The following is a 20396-nucleotide window of genomic DNA, read 5'->3' on the forward strand; positions in this document are numbered from 1 at the left end:
CGCCGATCACCCGCTCCACCCGTGCATGTGGAAGGTGCCGTAGCCCTCGATGGTGACGAGCAGGTCGTCCGTGTAGGGCGGCGACATGTTGGCGATGCAGTTGGTTTCGCCGGTGATGCCGCTGTAGCTGGTGATCTGCAGTGTGGTGCGCCCGTTGTTCGGATCGAGGTTCTCTTCCGTGCCTCGGCACGTCATGACCACGGAGCCGAGCGGGAAGTTCCGGTAGCCGACCTTCACCCGGTACCAGTTGTCCTCGCCGCGGACGTTGACCTTCTGGCCCCGGTAGAGGCCCGTGACGGACGCCGGGGAGGTGGACTGCGAGCGGCTGAAGCTCTTGCTGCCGTCCGCCCGGGTCACCGTCACCACGATCGTGTGGGTCTTCCCCGGTTCCTCGCCGCTGGTCCAGCTGCCGCTGCCGGCATTGACGGCCTGGCCGTTCACGGTGACCGAGGATCCCGTGATCTCGCGGCCGTTGCCGTACTGCTGCCAATTGGTGTTCCAGGTGAAGGTCACCTTCGGCCCGTTGACGGAGGCGCCGATGTTGGACGCGTCCGTGATCGGCCCGTAGGCGCTGGTGGCGATGGACGCGGCGCTGGCCGCACCGGGTCCGCCGGCATTCAGCGCCCGCACCCGCCAGGTGTGGTTCTGCCCGTTGGTCGGCGAGGCCGCCGTAGCCCCCGGGCCGGACAGCGGCAGCCAGCCCCCGCCGTCGAGCGCATACTCGTAGCCGGTGATGGAGCTGCCGTTGTTGTTGGGCGGGCTGAAGTCGAGGCGGACCTGTTCGTTGTTCCCGGTCGCCGCCGCCCTCACGGATGCCACCTGGTGCGGGACGCCATAGGGTACGACGGCGGCGGAGCGGCTGCTGAGGTCGCCGGCACCGGCCTTGTTCCGGGCCAGGACGTCGAAGGTGTAGCTGCTAGAGGTCTTCAGCCCCGTGAGCGAGATTCCGGTGGTCCCGGCGGAGAGACCGTCGCGGGAACCGGCCAAGGCGCCGTTCTCGAAAATCCGCAGGTCGTAGGACTCCACCGCGGCGCCGTTGGTATTGGCGGGGGCGGACCAGGCGACGTCGATGGATCCCTCGTTGACCTGGCTGGTGGTCCGCGTCGCCGTCGGCGTGGACGGCGCGCCGGGCGGCCCGGCCGGAATCTCAGGCGCAGAGTAGCCGCTGAAGTCCGACGGCGTGGTCGCCCGGTTGTTGGCCTGGACGCGCACCTTGTAGGCGGTGCCGTTGGCCAGGCCGTTCCAGACCAGCGAGTTCCCGGTGACCTTGGACTTCTGCAGCTCTCCGGCCGGCGGCGCCGGGGAGATCTCCAGGTTGAAGGACTCCACCGGGGAGCCCTCCGAAGCCGGGGTCTGCCAGGTCACCGTCAGCGAGCCGTCGCCGAACTCCAGTTGCGGAGCAGCCGGGGTCTCGGGCTTGACGTCCGGGCGCACGGTGCCCGAAGCCGGCGACGGCTCCGAGGTCCCGACGGCGTTGGTCGCCGTGACGGTGAAGTTGTACTCCTGGTTGTTCGTCAGGTTATCCAGCGTGCAGGTGTTGGCGGCGCATTCCTGGCTGAAGCCGCCGCCGCTGACGGTGTAGGAGGTGACCGGTTCGCCGTTGTCCGCCGGCACGTCCCAGGTCAGGACCGCCGTGCGGTTGCCCTCGCTGACCATGCGGGGCGTCGTCGGCGCGTCCGGCTTGCCCTTCACCGTGAGCGTGACCTGGCCCTCGGCCTCGCGGTCCGGGTCCCCCGTGGCGTCCTGGATCCGGTAGACCACCACCATCGTGCCGACGAAGTCCTTGGCCGGCGTGATCTGCAGCGACTCGCCGCTGACCGCCGCGGTCCCCTGCCCGCTGTCCAGCGGACGGGCGCTGAGGATCTTCAGCGGCGTCTCGGGGAACGGATTGGAGTCATTCTCCAGCACCGGCACCGTCACAGTCTCGCCCTGGTGCGCGTTCGGCACTGCGTCGTCCACGGCGACGGCCGGCTGCCGGTCAGTCGCGACCACGCTGATGGTCACCGCGGCGGACACCGGGTCGTGGTTGCCGTCCGACACGCTGACGGTCACCGTTCCCTCGGTGCCCTTCGCCGTGTCCTCGTCGGCGCGGGCGGTCAGCACACTGCCGTCGAGGGAGACGTCCACGCCGTCCACGCCGCCGTCGAGGACGAACTCCAGCGTGTCCTTTGGATCGGGATCGCTGGCGGCCCCGGCGAGGTCGAGGGTGACCGGCTCGCCGCCCTGGGCGACCTGCAGCGAGTTGGCGCTCAGGGCCGGCGGGGAGTTCTGCTCGGGTCCGGGCAGGACGGTGACGGGCACGGTCAGCACGGCCTTGAGTCCGTCCGGATCGTCCGGACCGCTGCCGTCGGTGACCTCGAAGGACACCGAGGCCGGGCCGGCATAGCCGTCGTTGGAGGTGAAGGTGACGCCGTCGGCCCCGTTGATCCGTGCCATGCCGGCGACGGCCGCGACCTGGTTGTCCTGGGTCAGCCGGGGCGTCCGGCCGTCGCGCACCGTGACCAGCTCGCGCAGGTCCAGCGCCAGCGGCTCGCCGGAGCGCACCTCGAGCGGCGTCTGGTTCGACAGCGCGGGCCGCTGGTCGCCGTTGCCGGGCACCACCACGAAGGCCGTGGATGAGAGCCCGTCCATGTCCTCGAGCGTGTAGGGAATGATCTGCGTGTCCGCGCGGACCGGGACGGCCAGCGTCCGGTCATCGGACACCCGCGCCCCGCCCGCCGGGTCGTCGACGCTGATGGCCAGCGCGGCCAGGTCGCCGTCCGGGTCCTCGTCGTTGTTCAGGATCGGCACGCTGACCTCGTCGCGGCCCGTGGTCTCGGCTACCGCGACCCTGTCGTCCCGCGCCACCGGCGCCAGCAGCGGCGCGTCGGCGTCCACCGTCACGGTCACCGTGCCGGTCGCGCTTCCGCCGCGGCCGTCCGTGATGGTGTAGCGGACGACGGCGGTGCCTTCCGTTTCCGGGGCCTGGATCCTGAGGCGTCCCTCGCGGATGCCGAGATCCAGCTCGGCCTCCGTGGTGAGGCCGCCGTCGGCGAACGCGAGCCGGTCCCCGTCCGGGTCCGAGTCGTTCTTCAGCACGTCGATCGAGAGGCTCCGGCCCGGGCGGACCGCGGCCTCGTCGTCGACGGCGTAGGGCGGCTGGTTCGCGTCCGAGGTCGGCGCGATGCCGATCGAGACCGTGCCGGTGGCGCGAGCGCCGATCCGGTCCTGGACCATGTAGGTAATGGTGTCGGTGCCGGATGACGCCGCCCCGGCGCTGTATTCGATGGCGTCCGCCTTGATCACGGCGGTGCCGAGGGAGGGCGCTCGGTCCAGGCCGGCCAGGCCCACGGAGTCACCGTCCGGATCGATCCCCTCGAGCGGGACGGGAATGCGGACGGTCTTGCCCGCCAGGACCCGGGCCGTGAGGTCCTCCGGAACGGGAGCCGAGTTGCCGCTGTCCAGCGGGTTCACCCGGATCCGCACCTGGGCGCTGGCCGTCTGCCCGTCCGGGCCGCTGATCCGGTAGACCAGGGGCACCGTCTTGCCGGAGGTAGCGTCCGGTCCGGCCTTGAAACGCAGCTGGTTGCCGGAGATGGCCACTGTTCCGTCGGCCGGGTCGGGGCTTTCGGCGAGCTCGGCGTCCAGGGTGAGCGCCGCGCCGTTGGGATGCTCATCGTTGTCCAGGACCGGAATCGTGACCACGTCGCCGGCGCGGACCACCGCCTCGTCGTTGTTGGCCCGGGGCGGGAGCAGCTTCTCCGGCGCCGGGACCGGATAGATCCCGACCTCGCCCGTGGCACTGCCCGAGCCGTTCGAAACCGTGTAGGTGATGGTCAGCGGCGCGTTCAGCCCGCGGGCGTCCTCGACCCGGAGGATCGAGTGGTTCAGCACCGCCACCTTTACGGCGGCGTCGCGCGGGGCGGAGACCGACTGCACCACCAGGACTCCCCCGGCCGGATCCGAATCGTTGGCCAGGACGTCCACCAGCGCCTCGCCGCGCGCCGGCAGCAGCACCGTGTCCCGCACCGCCGTGGGAAGCCCGGCGTCCTGGTCCGCGCCGACCACGTCCACCCGGATCAGCCCGGGCGCGCTGGTGGGCCCGGTCGTCGCCAGATACTCGAGGTAGTACGTTCCGGGAGTCTTCGAATTGAAGGTGACCGTGCCGACGTCGTAATTCCCCTGGACCTCGGCGTTGGGCACCTCGCCCGCGTTCGCCAGCCGCAGCGAACCGCCGGTGGGATCCACGTCGTTGCGCAGCGGGAAGATCGTCGCGTCCTCGCCGGCGGCCACCCGGATGTGGTCCGGGTTGGTGATCGGCGGCAGCTCGCCGCGCGGCTTGACCTGCACGGTCACCTCTCCGGTGGCGGTGGTCCGGCCGTCGGACACCGTGATGGTGACCTTCTTCTCGCCGTCGGACACCCCCACGTCCTGGTAGGTCAGCAGCCCGTCCGCGCGGGTGCGCACGATGTCCCCCGGGTCCTCCGCGACCGCACCGACCAGCAGCAGGTCGTCGCCGTCCGGGTCCAGCCAGTCCGTCAGCACGTTCTGGCTCAGGCTCCGCCCCGACTCGATGGCCAGGATGGTCTCGCGCTTCTGCTCCGGCGCCTGGTTGGACCCCGCGGGCACCACGCGCAGCCGGACCCGCGCCGCGTCCGTGCCGCCGCGGCCGTCGTCGACCTCGTAGCTGAACGTCGAGCTGCCGGCGGCGGACGCGGGCACCACGGCCTGCAGGCCGGTGTTCTCGTAGATCCGCTGGACGGTGCCCGTGGAGGGCTGATCGCCGCTGACCTTGACCGTGAGCAGGTCCCCGTCCGGGTCCGAGTCGTTGAACAGCACCGGCAGCACGGTGGTCCGGCCGGCCCGCACGCCGAACTCGTCGTCCGTGGCCGTAGGCGGCTGGTTCTCCTCCAGGCGCTCCGGCAGCCGGGTCGCCGCGGTGATGTCCGCCGACTCGGTCGTGTCGTTCTCGTCCTCGCCCTTGGGCGGGATCAGGTCCGCCCAGTTGTTGACCAGCTGCAGGTTCTTGTTGACCAGCCAGACGTTGCCGGCGTTGATGTCATTGAGGACGACGACGTCCCGGTTGGTCCGGAACACCAGCTCGGAATCCGCGCCGAGGGACGGGATGGGCTGCGAGAGGTCGAAGGCATCGTCCGCGCAGTCGCGCAGGTACGTTCCGTTGCCGGGCCAGGCGGCGTGGAGGCAGCCGTCGACCTGCACGGGCGCGATGGGCGGGGCCGGATTCGGGACCCGGGCCAGCCGTGCCTCGCCGCCGTCCAGGGGCTGGCTGAGGAGTCCGTCCGGGGTCGCGATGGCTACCCGGTCGCCGGCGTCGCCGGGCCGCTGCAGCTTCGCGTCGCCGGCGCCGTCCAGCTCGACGGATTTGCCGCCGGGCAGGTAGACGGTGCCGCTGTCCGGGACCAGGACCACGGGCTCGTCGCCGACCGTGGTCAGCTGCAGGTCCGCGGCTCCCTTCATGCCCGGGAGCTCCTGCGCCGAGACCTCCTCGAAGGCGCCGCCGTCCGCACGGTACCCGGTGAGCATGCCGGTGTCGGGCGTCGCCACGTAGACGGTGTCTTTATCGCTAACGACGGCGACCGCACCTGGCTGTTCCTCGGCCAGTGGCTCCGCGCCCTCCGGGGAGAACGACTCGAGGGAACCGGCGTCGACCGCCCAGACCTGCCCCGCGGCAGGATCGCTCACCGCAGCCACGGCCGTGCCGAGCGACAGCCGGGCCGACCCGGGCAGCTGGTTTTCGGCGCCGTGGACCATCTCGGCGACGCTGACCCGGCTCACTGCATTCTGGTCCAGGTTCTGCAGGAGCACGGTGGCCTCGTCCTGCTGCACATCGAACCCGGTGCTGGCGGGCTGGAAACCGCCGTCGAGCAGCTGGGACTGGTAGTTCAGGTGCCCCACGAGCCCCTGCGCCTTGTTGGTGACCCACACCCCGCCGTCGTTCAGGTCCACGTCGGCGGTATCGGTCCCCGGGTGGAGCAGGATGCCCGCGGCGACCACGGCCAGCGCAACCGAGAACGCTGCGGCGGGCGCGGCTTTGCGGCCGAGCGCGCGCGGCTTATCCATCAGGTGAGACTTCACTCGTGCGAGACCTTTGAGAGAGACTGTGTTGTGTGGCGCCCCGTCGCCGCCCCCGGTTCAGTGTAGACCCCATGGTGAATCGATGCGACGGGGAGTTCTACCCATGCGAGGCTTAACTGGCCTTCAGCGGCGTGGCCGGGGCCACAGCGACGGAAAACGTGCAGTTTTGGCGGAAAACGGGCAGTTCTTGGAACGGCCCTGAGGCCCTGACCTGCGGAGATGCCAACTCTGCCGATTGAAAACTGCACCGTTTCCGTCGCGTCGTCAGCGGCGCCGCCAGGAAAAGACCGAGCATCAGGACAAGACCCGCCGGCCGCGCCCATCAGCGCCGGCAGGAACCCCGCGGACGGAGAATTCAAGCCGCCGGCAGCGGGCTTGGGCAGGCTATTGGGCCCGCCAGGCGCCCGCTGCGACTGGGCAGTCAGGAATGCTAACACCGGGGCATGCCGGCTGGCTGCCCACCGTTCAGGTGCCGGCTTGTCCCGGACTCCCGGACATGGTCGCCGCGGATAAGCAGCCCGTTATTGATGCCGCGGCTTCCCGACTGCTGGTAGTACCAGCGGTTACTGCCCGAGACGATATAGCAGGTCGAAGTGATCGAGTCGCCCGGGTAGCTCCAGTGGTTGCCGTCGCAATCGCCTGGACCGTCGTAGTTCTGGCCGAGACTGTTCCGGAATTCCATGCAGGTCCGTGTCTCCAGAGTGGTGCCGCTGCCGCCGACGCTCAAATCCCACTGCGTCTTCGGCTTGGGCTGGGGCTTACTGCCGGCGCGAGCCGATGCCGACGCTTCGGCTCCGAACGTCCCCCGGGTGTTGGCTGCCCTCACCTTGATGCTGTGGGACGAGTCGTGAGCGACATTGAGGGTACGACTGCCGGAACCGATGGCCACGTTTTCCCAGCCCTTGCCATCGATGTTGATCTGCAGTTTCGCTACGTCATGAGTTGCGGTGTTGGGCGGTCCCCACCTCAGGGTGACCTGCGGGTTGGTGGTCTCGCCGCTCTGGCCCTGTCCCGAGGCACTGGGCGTCCCGGGCGCGCCGTACGGGTTGGCCGCGTTGGAGCGCGCGCTGGGGGCGCTGTTGTAGGACGCCCCGTCGCTGTTGGCCACGGCCGTGACCTGCGCGGTGAGGTTGGTGCCGTTGGCGAAGCCGGAGACGGTCTGGCCGCTGTTGATCGCCATCGAGCGGCCGTCGCTGAACGTGGCCCGGTAGCTGACCTCGCCGGCGCGGGCGCCATTGCGTTGGGCCGCCGTGAGCTGGTCGAAGCTGACCGTCACGGACCGTCCGGCGCCGCCGGTGTTCGCTTCCTTCAGCGAGACCGACGTCGGGGCTTCCGGTGCGCCGACGGCACGCCGCGCGTTGGACTGCGGACTGGCCTCCCCGTCGCCGGCCTTGTTCCGGGCCGTGACGGTGTAGGTGTAGTCGGTCTCCGAGTTCGGCGCCGTGATGGTCTGCGACGTCCCGGTGACGGGCGGGAGGGTGCGCTTGAGGCTTCCGCCCTGGTACTCCCGCACGGTGTAGTCATTGATCTCGCCGCCGTTGTTGTCCGGGGCGGACCAGCTGACCTTCAGCTGGCTCTGGTTCCCGACGGACTCCACCCGCTCGGTGGTCGGCGCGCCGGCCGCGGCCGGCGGACCGGCCGGGACCTCGGCGGCCGAGTAGGCGCTGAATTCGCTGGGCTCGGGTGCCTTGTTGTGGGCCTGGACCCGCACCGTGTAGGCCTGCCCGTTCTCCAGCCCCTCCCACTTGTAGGAGGTGCCGGTCAGCCCGGACTTCTGCAGCTGCCCGCTAGGCGGCGCCGGCGAAATCTCCAGGGTGTACGACTCGATGGCGGACCCGTTGTTCACCGGCGGCTCCCACGAGACGTCCAGCGCCTTGTCACCGAACTTCAGCTGCGGGGCCCCCGGCGTCTCCGGTCGGACGTCCGGCCGCGCGACGGCGGATTCGGCGGACGGGTCGGACTCCCCAACTCCGTTCACGGCGACGACGCTGAAGGTGTATTCGCGGTCGTTGACCAGACCGGTCAGCGTGCAGGTGGTGCTGCGGCATTCCTGGCTGAAGCCGCCGGTCCCGGTGACGCGGTAGGCGGTGATCGGCTCGCCGTTGTCCGGCGGCGCGCCCCAGGAGAGCACCACGGTCTCGTCGCGGACCGAATCCACCAGCGGCGTGGTCGGCGCCTCGGGCCGCCCCTTCACCACCAGCGACACGGTGCCGGTCGCCTGCCGGGAGCCTTCCTGCGTCTTGTCCTGCACCGTGTATTCCACGGTCATCGTGCCGGAGAAGTCCGCACCGGGGGTAACGACGACGGCGTCCCCGTCCACGCGCGCGGTCCCTCCCGCGCCTGCCGTCGCGCTCATGATCTCCAGCGGGGTCTCCGGGAACGGGTTCACGTCGTTCGCCAGCACCGGCACCGTGACCGGCTCGCCCTGCACCGCGTCCGGAACCTCGTCGTCGTTCGCCACCGGCAGCGGCCGGGTGGACGCCAGGGCCGAGACGGCCACCCGGCTCATCACCTTGTCCGACCGCCCGTCCGTGACGGAGACGTTGACCGCACCGGAGGCTCCGGTCTCCACCTCGGCGCCGGCCGACACCCGCAGCACGCTGCCGTCCAGTCTGACGTCGAAGCCTTCGGGCGCCCCGCCCTCCAGCGCGAACTCGAGCTTCTCGACATCCTCCGGGTTGGCGTCCGTCGCCAGCGGCCGCAGGTCGTACGACACCGCGTCCTCGCCCTTGGCCACCTCGACCGCGCCGGTGGTGAACTCGGGCGCGACGTTCTTCTCCGGCCCGGGGATCACGTTCGTCATGACGGTCAGCGTCGACTTCAGGCCTTCCGGATCGTCCGGCCCGGAGCCATCCGTCACCTCGAAGGTGATGGAGCCGCGCCCGGCGTAGTCCTCGGCGGCGGCATAGCGCAGCGTCGAATCGCCCGCCACCCACTCGCGGTCGGCGGTGCCGATGGCCCGGACCTTCTCCACCTCGGTAATCCGCGGCGTGCGGCCGTCCCGCACCTCGACCCGGTCGCGCAGGTCGATGGTGACTTCCTCGCCCGCCACGACGTCCACCGGCGTGGTGTCCGACAGCGTCGGGTACTGCTCGCCCAGCGCCGGAACCCACGCCACGGCCGTGGCCTGCAGCCCGTCCACGTCCCGCACCGTGTAGGGAATCAGCTGCGCGCTCTCCGTCAGCTCTACGCGCAGCTGCCCGCCCGAGGTAACGGACGCCGTCGGATAGTCCCCGTTGACCAGGACCTTCATCTCCTCGGCCACGCCGTCCGGATCCTCGTCGTTTTCCAGCACCGGCACGTCGACGGCGGTCCGGCCCTTCGTCTCCGCTGGCTCCACCCGGTCGTCCCGGGCCACGGGTGCCAGCAGCGGCGCATCCCTGCGCACCTCGGCGGTCACCGTTCCCACCGCCGAGCCGCCCCGGCCGTCGCCCACGGTGTAGCGTACGTTGACGGTGCCGTCCTCGTCGGGCGTGGTGAACCGGATCCGGCCCTTGTCCGCGGCCGCCTCCAGCGACTCCGGCTCGCCCACCACGCGGTTGCCGTCCAGCCTCAGCATGTCCCCGTCGGGATCCGAATCGTTCTTCAGGACGTCGATGGCGACGGAGCGGCCCGGCTGGATGACGATGCCGTCATCCAGCGCCACCGGATTCTGGTTGTTCTCCGCCTTAGGTGCGATCCCGACCAGGACCGTGCCCGTGTTCTCGGCACCCAGCCGGTCCTTCACCACGTAGGTGAACGAGTCCGTGCCGGCGCCCTGGGCCGATGCCGTGAAGTCGATGTAGTTGGGCCCGGCGACCGCGGCGCCCTGTTCCGGCGCCCGTCCGATCCCGTGCAGGAAGACCGAATCGCCGTCCGGGTCGATCCCGTCCAGCGGCACGGGGATCCGCACCGTCGATCCGGCGATCACCCGCGCTTCCAGGTTTTTCGGTGCCGGCTGCGAGTTCGACTCGTCATCGCGCGGCAGGATGTTGATCCGGATCTCGGCCGAATCCTTCTGGCCCGCGGAATCCACCACCTCGTACACCGCATACACGGTCTTCGCCGTCGGTCCCGCGATGAAGCGCACCGCATTCTCGGCCGTGAAGATCCCGCCGTCCGCCTTGTCCACGGTCTCGGCCAGTTCCGGCAGCAGGGTGATGTCGTCGCCGTTGGGGTGGGTGTCGTTGCCCAGCACATCCACGGTCACCACATCCCCGGCCCGCACCGTCGCCGTGTCGTTCTCGGCCTGCGGCGGCAGCAGCTTGTCCGGTCCCCTGACGGACACGATGCTGACCTCGCCGGTCGCCGACGCGAAGCCGTTGGACACCGTGTACTTGATGCTGATCTGCTGGTTCAGCCCCTTGACGTCGGTGATCCGCATGATGCTGTGGTTGAGCACCTCCACGCTGACGGCGTCGCCTGAGCCAGTCTCCACGCCCTGGACCACGAGCACACCGCCTGCCGGGTCGGCGTCGTTGGCCAGCACGTCCACCAGCACCTGCCCGTTCTGCGGCAGCATGGCCACGTCACGCACCGCCACCGGCGCGCCCTCGCTGGCGGAAGCACCGACGTCGACCCTCGCCAGTCCGGTCGAGCTGGCCGGGCCGTTGGTCACCACGTAGGTGAGGTAGTAGGTGCCGGGGGTATCGGAACTGAACTTGATGGTCCCGGCGTCGTAGTCCGGGACGACCTCGGCCTTGCCGACCGCGTCCGCCTTCGCCAGGCGCAGCCGGCCGCCGTTGGGATCGAGGTCGTTCTTCAGCGGTGTGACCTGGATTTGCTGCCCGGCGGTGGTGAAAAAGTGGTCCGCGTTCGCGACCGGTGCCAGCGCCCCGGGCGGGCGAACGTCCACGGTGATTTCGCCGTCGACCGTGTCAGTGCCGTCCGAGACCTGGATGGCCACCTTCTTCTTGCCGGAGGTCTTGCCCACGTCCTGGAAGGTCAGAAGCCCGTCCGGCCTGGTCCGCACCAGGTCCCCGTCCGCCGTGTTCTCCGCGCCGACCAGGAACAGGTCATCGCCGTCCGGATCCCGCCAGTCGGTCAGGACGTTCTGGCTGATTTCCTTGCCCTGCTCCAGCAGGATCGTGGTCTTGCGCTTGGCCTGCGGCGGCTCGTTGCTGCCGTCGGCACGCACGGTGATGGACACCGTTGCGGTGTCCTTGCCGCCGCGGCCGTCGTTGACCTCGTACTCGAAGCTGTGCCGGCCGGGCGACGCGCCGGCGTCCACCACGATCTGCAGGCCGGTCTTGTCGTAGATGCTCTGCACCTCGCCGACCGAGGGCTGGTCTCCAGCCAGCGAGGCGGTGAGCACGTCGCCGTCGGGGTCGGAGTCGTTGTCCAGGATCGCCAGCGTCGTGGTCCGTCCCGCGCGCACGCCGAACTGGTCGTCCTGCGCCACCGGCGGCCGGTTCTCCTTGGTGCGGTCCGGCAGCGTGTTGATCGGATTCTCGTCCGCCGAGTCCTCGTCCTCTTCTTCGCTCTCCTGCTCCGGCGGAATCAGGTCGCTCCAGTTGTCCACCAGCTGCATGTTCTCCAGCACCAGCCAGACGTTGCCGGCGTTCACGTCATTGAGGACGACGACGTCGCGGTTCACCCGGAACACCAGCTCGGCGTTGGAGCCGATCCCCTTGATCTCCTGCGCCAGGTCATCCGACGGGAGCTCGCAGTCGCGGATGTAGTGTGCAGAGCCGGCCCACGCGGCGTGCAGGCAGCCGTTCAGCTGGACCGGCGCAGCCGGCACGCCGGGCGCCTCCAGGCTGGTCCGGGTCGCGTCCGAACCGTCCAGCGGCTGCGTGATCAGCTCCGTCTCCGTGGCGATCACCGCGAATCCGCTGGCGGCGCCGGACTGCTGCAGCTTCGCCCCGCGCACCTCGCCGAGCCCGACCGTCTTGCCGCCGGGCAGGAACAGCGTGCCGGACTCGGCATCCAGCACCACGGCCTTGTCGCCCACTGCGGCGATCTGCAGGTCTCCGGCCTTGTCGAGGTTCTCCGCGCCGTCCTTGCCAACCTGCTCCGGCACGCCCTCGGCGTTGACGCGGTAGGTGTAGACCTCCTTGGACTCCGGGTTGGCGACGACGACCGTGTCGTCCGGCGCCACCGCGGCCACCGCGCCCTTGGCACCGGCCAGCACTGGTTCCGCGGTCTCTTCGCTGAAGGATCCCAGGTCGGCAGCGGCGCTGATGAAGACCTGGCCCTTGACCCTGTCCGTGATCGCGATCTGTTCTTCGCCGAACGCAACGTCGGCGCTGCCGGGAAGCTGCTGCTCGGCGTCCCTGGACATCTCGGCCACGTCCACCGGGGAGAGCATGGCCTGGTCCAGGTTTTCCATGAAGACGGTGGACTCGTCCTGGAGCACGTCGAAGCCGGCGCTGTTCGCCACGAAGCCGCCGTCGAGCGTCTTCGACTGGTAGTTGAGGTGGCCCACCAGGCCGGCGCCGTTGTTCGTGACCCAGACGCCGCCGTCGTTCAAATCTACGTCCGCGGTCGGGAAGCCCTCATAGAACAGGGCCCCGCCCACCACCAGGGCGCTGGCCACGGAAAACGTCGTCGTCGAAGCCAGTGCCCGCTTCCGCCGGCCCTGCCCAAACAATCCGCTGCCCCAAGCCATGTATTTCCCTGTGTGCTGCCGTGGCGCACGGCAGCCCGGCGGGGCCCGCGCGCAATGGTGGTGAGTGATCCGCCTACGACTATTTCACGTTTCACCCGCGCCGGTAAACCGGCCCGCGTGGGGACAACTGCCCATGGCCGACGCCCCCGGCGGGCCGCGCCGCCCCGGTTCGGGAGGGGCGCCGGGGTCAGTCCACTACGAGGCCGGTGCCCCGGCCGTGCGCCACGGTCACCGGATGGATTTCGCCGAACCCGCGGATGGTGCGCACCTTCTGCGGCATCAGGACAAAGCGATCGTCCCCGGCCAGCGTGGCGGCTGTGGTGGAATCCACCAGCACGGTGCCCGGCTCGGCGAGCGAGGTCAGCCGCGAGGCCAGGTTGACCGTGGGGCCGTAGATGTCGCCGAGGCGGGAGACGATGCCGCCCCACACCATGCCCACCCGGGCCGACGGCAGCAGGTCGTCGTCCGCCATCGCCTTGGCCAGCGCCAGCGAGATTTCCGCGCCGGCGTGCGGGGTCGAGGCGAGGTAGAGGACTTCGTCGCCGACGGTCTTGACCAGCCGGCCGCCGCCGACGGAGATGATCTCGGCGCAGCGGTTCTCGAAGCGCTGCACCAGCTGGGCCAGCGTCTTCTCGTTCATCTGGCGCGACAGGCTGGTGTAGGAGACGAGGTCCGCGAAGCCGACCGCGCGCAGCAACGGCAAGGAATCGTCGTCGTGCTCTCCGGCCGCACCCAGCCCCGCCTCGGCGCGCACGGTCAGCCGCGCCACGCCGGCGTTCAGCTGCCGCCGCCAGGAATACAGCAGCACCTTCTCCAGCGGCTCGATCAGGTCCGGCAGCTCGGTGACCAGCCGCTTGCGGGCCTCCGCGTCGGTAATGCCGAGCTGGTGCACCATTTCCTCCACCAGCGCCTCGACCTGCCAGACGACCATCCGGTCCGTCATCTGGCCGATGGACCGGGTGATGGAGATGGCCGCCTCCTCGGTCAGCCGCTCTTCCCGGACCAGGTCGATGATGGTGGTCAGCGCCTCCATGTCCGCCTGTGTGAAGGCCACGTCCTCGTCGCCGAGGTTCGGAAAGCCCAGCGCACGCCACAGCTTGCGCGCGGAGAGCAGCGACACGCCGGCGCCGGCGGCCACCTCGCGGCGGCGCATGGTCCGTTCCGAACCGATCAGCCGACGTTCCAGGGCTCGGATGGCCTCGCGGTCCACCTTGGCCGGGTTCGGGTCCTCACGGACCGCGTCCTGGGCCGCCTCGACCTCCGCCTGGGGCACGATGCGCGGCATGGACAGGGTCAGCGGCTCCGGCTCGTGGTGCTCGCTACTGGTCATCCCGCATTTCCTTCCTCGCCGTACTCGGACTGCTGCAATCTTTCCATGTCTACTCCATCGAACCGGTCAGGAAATTCCGTGCGCGGCAGGTCTTCGATCGCCCGGACCACCAGCGCCCGGAAGCGCGCCACCTCCGGCACGTCCGGCAGCCGCCAGAACCGCCCGTAGCCCAGGTCCGCCTCCAGCCGCCCGCTGCGCAGGACCCGCTGGAGCAGGTCCTGCTCGATGCGCACCGAGTAGACGGCCGCCAGCAGCATCTGCTGCTCGCTCCGCCGCCCCCAGCCGCGCCGGACAATCAGCCGCCGGTTGGTCAGCAGGTAGCGGGTGGACAACCAGCGCAGCAGCGGCACGACGCACGCCCGCAGCACCAGCAGCACCGCCGACACCAGCACCGCGGCACGCAGCACCGGCAGCCAAGGCGTGATCCACTCCGGCAGGCCCGCGCGGCTGAGCCAGCCGAGCCCGAACCCCGCGGCGCCGAGCACCGCCAGGAACAGCACGAACGGCCAGAACAGGCGGCGCGCCTGCGTGCGGGCCAGCACGATGACGCGCTCGCCGGGATCCAGCTTCAGCCGCACCGCGGCCCCCGGAACCGGCAGGTCATTGGGGGCAAATCAGGACCCTTCGAGCGGCCGCAGGTGGACGACGTCGCCCGCTGCCACCACGTGTTCGGTACCGTCCGCTTCCCGCACCTTCAGGGCGCCGAAGCTGTCCAGGCCGAAGGCCTCGCCGACGATCTCCCGCCCCTGCGGCAACTGTGCGCGCACCTGCTGCCCCAGCGTCGACATCACCCGCTGCAGCCGGCTGAGAAGGCTGGTTCCGTCGCTCCACTGCGCCTTGGGATCCCCGTTCACGTCGCAGAACTGGCGGTACCGCTGTGCGAAGATCCGCAGGTAGGACATGAGCAGGATGTTGCGGTCCGTCGTCGCACCCTTCTCCAGCGCCACCGACGTGGCGGTGGGCACGGGCAGGTCCTCGGCGCCCATGGTCACGTTAAGTCCGGTGCCAATAACGACGGCGGGCGGCGAGGCATCCCCGTAGCTCACGATCTGGGCGAGGATGCCGGAGATCTTTTTGCCGCCGATCATCACGTCATTGGGCCATTTCACGGCCGCGTCCAGCTTGGCGTACTCGCCCAGCGCCTCGGCCAGCGACATCGCCGCCAGCAGCGAGAACCAGGCATAGCTCTGGGTCGGCACCGGGTTGCCGGCATGGTTGAACGGGCGCAGCAGCACGCTGACGATCACCGACGAGCGGGGCGGGGCCGTCCACTCGCGGTCCAGGCGGCCCTTGCCGGCGGTCTGCTCCTCGGCCGCCAGGACGCTCAGGTCCGACCAGCCCACCTTGTCTGCGGCGGCCTTCTGCCCAATATCGCTGTTGGTCGAGCCCGTGGACTCCACCAGTTCCAGGCGGCGGTAGGGGCCCAGCGGGGCACAGAGCGCATCGGTGAGACCCTCATAATCCAGCGCCGGGCGGTCAACATCGGAATAGCTCTGGCTCATGTCATCCATCCTACGCAGAGCGGGGGCATTCTCCACCGGGGCGACGCGGGAGAATCCGAGACGGCTTGAGGAAAATGTCGGCAGCCGAAATTGTAGGATAGCTACAGCCGGTGGCGCCGCCCTCCTTACTAGACTTGGTGGAATGACGCCGCCGGCGCCCTGCTTTTTGTGCGAAACCTACTTAAGGGCAGGTCCTCCACCGCCCGGCTGCGCCGGCAATGCAGAACCCGCCCCAGAATCCGGAGATCCCATGAGCCTCGACACCGATCTTGACCGCTCTACTACCGCCGGCAAGATTGCGGAGTTCCGCCGGCGCCAGGCGGAGGCGATGATGCCGTCCGGTCAGGACGCGGTGGACAAGCAGCACGCCAGGGGCAAGCACACCGCGCGCGAGCGCATCGACCTGCTGGTCGACGAGGGCTCATTCGTCGAGTTCGATGCGCTGGCAACCCACCGGTCCACGGCGTTCGGCATGGAGAAGAAGAAGCCGCTCGGCGACGGCGTCGTCTCCGGCTACGGCACCGTGGACGGGCGGCTGGTGGCCGTCTACAGCCAGGACTTCTCGGTCTACGGCGGGTCGCTCAGCCAGGTCAACGGCGAGAAGATCGTCAAGGTCCAGGAGTTCGCGCTGCGCAACGGCTGCCCGGTCATCGGGATCAACGACGGCGGCGGCGCCCGCATCCAGGAGGGCGTGGCCTCGCTCGCGATGTTCGCCGACATCTTCCGCAACAACGTGGCGGCTTCCGGCGTGGTCCCGCAGATCTCGCTGATCATGGGCCCGTGCGCCGGCGGCGCCGCCTACTCCCCCGCCCTGACCGACTTCGTGGTCATGGTGGACAAGACCTCGCACATGTTCATCACCGGCCCGGACGTCATCAAGACCGTGACCGGCGAGGAAGTGGACATGGAAACCCTCGGTGGCGCGCGCCAGCACAACTCGACGACGGGCACGGCCGCCTACCTCGGGGTGGATGAAGCCGACGCCATCGAATTCGTCCGCGAACTGCTGGACGTCCTGCCCTCCAACAACCTCACCGAGGCCCCGGCCGGCGCGTTCAACGAGGAACTCGAGCCCACAGAAGCGGACCTCGAGCTGGACACGCTCATTCCCGATTCGGCCAACCAGCCCTACGACATGCGCAGCGTGATCGAGCACATCGTCGACGACGGCCAGTTCCTGGAACTCCAGGCCCTCTATGCGCCGAACGTCATCATCGGCTACAGCCGGGTCGAGGGTCACACGGTCGGCATCGTGGCCAACCAGCCGATGCAATTTGCCGGGACACTGGACATCGCCGCCTCGGAAAAGGCCGCGCGGTTCGTCCGGCACTGCGATGCGTTCAACATCCCCATCCTGACGCTGGTGGATGTCCCCGGCTTCCTGCCCGGCAAGGACCAGGAGTTCAACGGCATCATCCGGCGCGGCGCCAAGCTGCTCTATGCCTACGCCGAGGCCACGGTCCCGAAGCTCACCGTGATCACGCGCAAGGCGTACGGCGGGGCGTACATTGTGATGGGCTCGAAGAAGCTCGGCGCCGACCTCAACCTCGCCTGGCCCACCGCCCAGATCGGCGTGATGGGCGCGCAGGGCGCGGTGAACATCCTGTACCGCCGTGACCTCGCCGCCGTCCAGGCCGAGGGCGGCGACGTCGAAGCGCGCCGGCAGGAGATCATCACGCAGTACGAGGATGAGCTGCTCAACCCGTACCAGGCGGCCGAACTGGGCTACCTCGACGCCGTCATCGCCCCCTCCGACACCCGGGTCCAGATTGTCCGCGGCCTGCGCGCGCTGCGCGACAAGCGGGCCACGATGCCGCACAAGAAGCACGGAAACATCCCGCTATGACCAGGACCCAGGCTCAGGCCGAAACCCGGACCGCTGACGAGGCGGCCCCGCTGTTCACCGTCGCCAAGGGGAATCCGACCCCCGAGGAACTCGCCGCGCTGACCGCCGTCGTGCTGGCCCTGCAGCCATCCCCGGAGCCTCCCGCTGCGGCGGAGCAGCCGCGCCGGCGCAGCCCGCGGCGGCGCGAACTGCTGCGCCCCGTCGTCGCGCACGGCCCCGGCGCCTGGCGGCACACCTTCCGCTAGGGCCCGGGCCCGCCCGACCGTCCCTTAACGCGGAAAGCCGGCAGCCCCCAACGTGCTGCCGGCCTCCTCGAAGGGTCATCCGCGACGCCCGGAACGGCCCTCCCCAAGGCCGGCGGAACGGAGTCCCAGCGCTGCGTTGCCGGACTCCGGCCGCGGAGGACGGAGAGCCCCCGGCAGCCCCGGAATATTTGCAGCTGCAAATAAAGTAAGCCGAACCACCATCGCGGTCAAGTGCACTCGCTAGAGTGGCTCGTATGTCCGATCCGCAGTGGCTCAGCCCCGAAGAACAGCGCGCCTGGGTTCCCCTGGCCGCCCTGCTGTTCCGGCTGCCCTCGGCGTTCGACTCCCAGTTGCAGCGGGACGAGGGCCTGACGTTCGCCAGCTACATGGTCCTGGCCATGCTGGGCGAGCAACCCAGCCGCACCATGCGGATGAGCGAACTGGCCGCCGCCACCAGCACCTCGCAGTCGCGGATCTCCCGTGTCGCCGGCGGACTGGAGCGCGCCGGTTTCCTGGGGCGCAGCGTCGACCCCCAGGACGGCAGGGCCGTACTGGCGCGGCTCACCGACGCCGGGCTGGCCAAGGTCCAAGCCGCCTCCGTCGGCCATGTCCGGGCCGTGCGAGCCGCAGTCTTCGACCGGCTGAGCCCGGAACAGGTCGGCCAGCTCGCCGCGATCGGCACCAGCCTGATCGGCGAAGACTGGGGCGAGGCCATCGATTCGGGCAGGCCCGCCGCGGCCCAACGCCGCGGCGCATGATTCAAGCCCGGCGCGGCCCTGAGGGGGTCGCGCTTTCGGGGCGGCCGCCGAATGCCGGTAGGCTCGGCCTGTGACTCACCAGACAACAGAACCCACCACGGACATCCCCACCCGTGTCCCGTCGGCCATCGACGCTGTCGCCGACGCCTACACGGAAACCCTGCTGGAGCTGAACCCCTCGCTGGCAACGTCGCTCGGCATCCCTGGGCATGAGACGGAATACCCGGACTACTCCCCCGCCGGCGTCGAGGCCATGGCGGAATGTGCCCGCGAGGCGCTGCGGCGGCTCGAAGACCTCGAACCCACGGACGACACCGACCGCATCACCCTCGACGCAATGCGCGAACGCCTGGGGCTGGACCTGGAGATCCACGAGGCCGGCCTCGATCTCGCCGAGGTCAACAACCTCGCCTCCCCCGTGCAGGACATCCGCGCCATCTTCGACCTGATGCCGCAGGCCACCATCGAGGACTGGAACCACATCGCCGGCCGCATGGCCCACGTTCCCGATGCCCTGGCCGGCTACGCCAGCTCGCTGCGTGAAGCCAGGAAGCGCGGCCGGATCGCGCCCCGCCGCCAGCTGAAGACCGTGATCGAGCAGGCCAACGCCTATGCGGCCGAGGACGGATTCTTCCAGGCCACCGCCGCAGCGGCTTCCACTAACGACGGCGACCTTCCGCAGGAACTGCGCGAGCGGCTCGCCGAGGCTGCCGGGGCCGCCCGCAACGCTTACCGCAAGCTCGCCGCCGTGCTCGAAGACGAACTGCTCCCGGAAGCCCCCGAGAAGGACGCCGTGGGGCGCGAACACTACGCCCTGATGTCCCGGCGCTTCCTCGGCTCCGCCGTCGACCTGGAAGAGACCTACCGCTGGGGCATCGAGGAGCTTGACCGGATCATCGCGGAGCAGGAAGCGGTCGCAGCGCAGATCAAGCCCGGCGCCTCCATCGAGGAAGCCATGGCCCTGCTGGATGCCGACGAGTCCCGCCAGCTGCACGGGACCGGGGCGCTCCAGGCCTGGATGCAGCGGCTGTCCGACAAGGCCGTCGCCGACCTGGCAGGCACCCACTTCGAGATTCCCGAGCCGATGCGGCGGCTCGAGTGCATGATCGCCCCGACGCACGAGGGCGGCATCTACTACACCGGCCCCTCGGACGACTTCGCCCGGCCCGGCCGGATGTGGTGGTCCGTGCCGGAGGGCGAAGACACCTTCAGCACGTGGAAGGAAACCACCACCGTCTACCACGAGGGCGTCCCCGGCCATCACCTGCAGATTGCGACGGCGACCTACCGCCGGGAGCTGCTCAACAACTGGCGGCGCAACATCTGCTGGGTCTCCGGACACGGCGAAGGCTGGGCGCTCTACGCCGAGCGGCTCATGGACGAGCTGGGCTACCTCGCCGACCCGGGCGACCGGATGGGCATGCTGGACGGCCAGCGGATGCGCGCAGCCCGCGTGGTCTTCGACATCGGCGTCCACCTCGAACTCGAGGTTCCGGAACGCTGGGGCTCGGGAACCTGGACCCCGGAGAAGGGCTACGAGTTCCTGAAGAAAAACATTGCCATCAGCGAGGGCCAGCTGAACTTCGAGTTCACCCGCTACCTCGGCTGGCCGGGCCAGGCGCCCTCCTACAAACTGGGGCAGCGCCTGTGGGAGCAGCTCCGGGATGAGCGGCGCCGCCGCGAGGGCGCCTCCTTCGATATCAAGTCGTTCCATACGCAGGCGCTGAACATCGGCTCCGTCGGCCTCGACACGCTGCGCCGCGCCCTGCTCGGCGAGGACGCCGCGGCCCGGGCCTGACCAAACGATTGGCCTGAAGTGGCTGGGATGGACCGCCTATCCAGCCATTTCAGGCCAACAGATGAACGGGCGGCCGCACCCCGACTGCCAGCCCAGGACTCAGCCATCGCGATCCGCCCCGGCTGCGGGATTGGTCACAGCCGGGTCGGGAATAACTTCCTGCACCCCGCGCGGATACCGGGCATAGGCGCAGGAGCCGGGCATCGCCGTCGTCCGCGGCGTAACAGTGCGCAACAATGCTTTTGGCCTGCTA

9 protein-coding genes are annotated in these 20396 nt (G+C 69.7%); 4 read left to right on the forward strand and 5 right to left on the reverse strand.

Annotation, left to right across the window (positions count from 1 at the left end):
- Positions 1 to 6: 6 nt before the first annotated feature.
- The 5 genes from OC550_RS00065 to OC550_RS00085 form a co-directional block, all read right to left on the reverse strand.
- Positions 7 to 6060, reverse strand: coding sequence for an Ig-like domain-containing protein (locus tag OC550_RS00065; RefSeq protein WP_262103276.1), 6054 nt, complete (start codon positions 6058 to 6060; stop codon positions 7 to 9).
- Between the two features lie 445 nt (positions 6061 to 6505).
- Positions 6506 to 12664, reverse strand: coding sequence for an Ig-like domain-containing protein (locus OC550_RS00070; protein ID WP_262103277.1), 6159 nt, complete (start codon positions 12662 to 12664; stop codon positions 6506 to 6508).
- A gap of 187 nt (positions 12665 to 12851) precedes the next feature.
- Positions 12852 to 13994 carry an adenylate/guanylate cyclase domain-containing protein gene (locus OC550_RS00075; protein WP_262103278.1) on the reverse strand — a complete coding sequence of 381 codons (1143 nt, stop codon included), beginning with the start codon at positions 13992 to 13994 and terminating at the stop codon, positions 12852 to 12854.
- Positions 13991 to 14572, reverse strand: a complete 582-nt coding sequence (locus OC550_RS00080) for a PH domain-containing protein (RefSeq protein WP_262103279.1) — start codon at positions 14570 to 14572, stop codon at positions 13991 to 13993. The genes OC550_RS00075 and OC550_RS00080 overlap by 4 nt, the downstream gene beginning before the upstream one ends.
- Before the next feature lie 36 nt (positions 14573 to 14608).
- Positions 14609 to 15496 (reverse strand): biotin--[acetyl-CoA-carboxylase] ligase, encoded by an 888-nt coding sequence (locus tag OC550_RS00085; RefSeq protein WP_262103280.1) that lies wholly within the window; start codon positions 15494 to 15496, stop codon positions 14609 to 14611.
- A gap of 250 nt (positions 15497 to 15746) precedes the next feature.
- On the opposite strand from OC550_RS00085, the gene OC550_RS00090 reads away from it, so the two are divergent.
- The 4 genes from OC550_RS00090 to OC550_RS00105 all read left to right on the forward strand — a co-directional run bounded on the left by OC550_RS00090 (position 15747) and on the right by OC550_RS00105 (position 20143).
- On the forward strand, positions 15747 to 17342 hold the full coding sequence (locus OC550_RS00090; RefSeq protein ID WP_262103281.1) for an acyl-CoA carboxylase subunit beta: 1596 nt from the start codon (positions 15747 to 15749) through the stop codon (positions 17340 to 17342).
- Complete coding sequence (locus OC550_RS00095; protein WP_262103282.1) at positions 17339 to 17587, forward strand: acyl-CoA carboxylase subunit epsilon; 249 nt, start codon at positions 17339 to 17341, stop codon at positions 17585 to 17587. The genes OC550_RS00090 and OC550_RS00095 overlap by 4 nt, the downstream gene beginning before the upstream one ends.
- A 254-nt stretch (positions 17588 to 17841) precedes the next feature.
- Complete coding sequence (locus OC550_RS00100) at positions 17842 to 18345, forward strand: MarR family winged helix-turn-helix transcriptional regulator (RefSeq protein WP_262103283.1); 504 nt, start codon at positions 17842 to 17844, stop codon at positions 18343 to 18345.
- 70 nt (positions 18346 to 18415) lie between these two features.
- Positions 18416 to 20143 carry a DUF885 domain-containing protein gene (locus OC550_RS00105; protein ID WP_262103284.1) on the forward strand — a complete coding sequence of 576 codons (1728 nt, stop codon included), beginning with the start codon at positions 18416 to 18418 and terminating at the stop codon, positions 20141 to 20143.
- The last annotated feature ends 253 nt before the right edge of the window (positions 20144 to 20396 follow it).

Origin of the sequence: Arthrobacter sp. Marseille-P9274, assembly GCF_946892675.1 — a bacterium.
GTDB lineage: Bacteria > Actinomycetota > Actinomycetes > Actinomycetales > Micrococcaceae > Crystallibacter.

Coding starts and splice junctions, on each gene's coding strand:
- OC550_RS00065 (WP_262103276.1), bottom strand. CDS start 6,060: ATGGATAAGCCGCGCGCGCTCGGCCGCAAAGCCGCGCCCGCCGCAGCG.
- OC550_RS00070 (WP_262103277.1), bottom strand. CDS start 12,664: ATGGCTTGGGGCAGCGGATTGTTTGGGCAGGGCCGGCGGAAGCGGGCA.
- OC550_RS00075 (WP_262103278.1), bottom strand. CDS start 13,994: ATGACCAGTAGCGAGCACCACGAGCCGGAGCCGCTGACCCTGTCCATG.
- OC550_RS00085 (WP_262103280.1), bottom strand. CDS start 15,496: ATGAGCCAGAGCTATTCCGATGTTGACCGCCCGGCGCTGGATTATGAG.
- OC550_RS00090 (WP_262103281.1), top strand. CDS start 15,747: ATGAGCCTCGACACCGATCTTGACCGCTCTACTACCGCCGGCAAGATT.
- OC550_RS00095 (WP_262103282.1), top strand. CDS start 17,339: ATGACCAGGACCCAGGCTCAGGCCGAAACCCGGACCGCTGACGAGGCG.
- OC550_RS00100 (WP_262103283.1), top strand. CDS start 17,842: ATGTCCGATCCGCAGTGGCTCAGCCCCGAAGAACAGCGCGCCTGGGTT.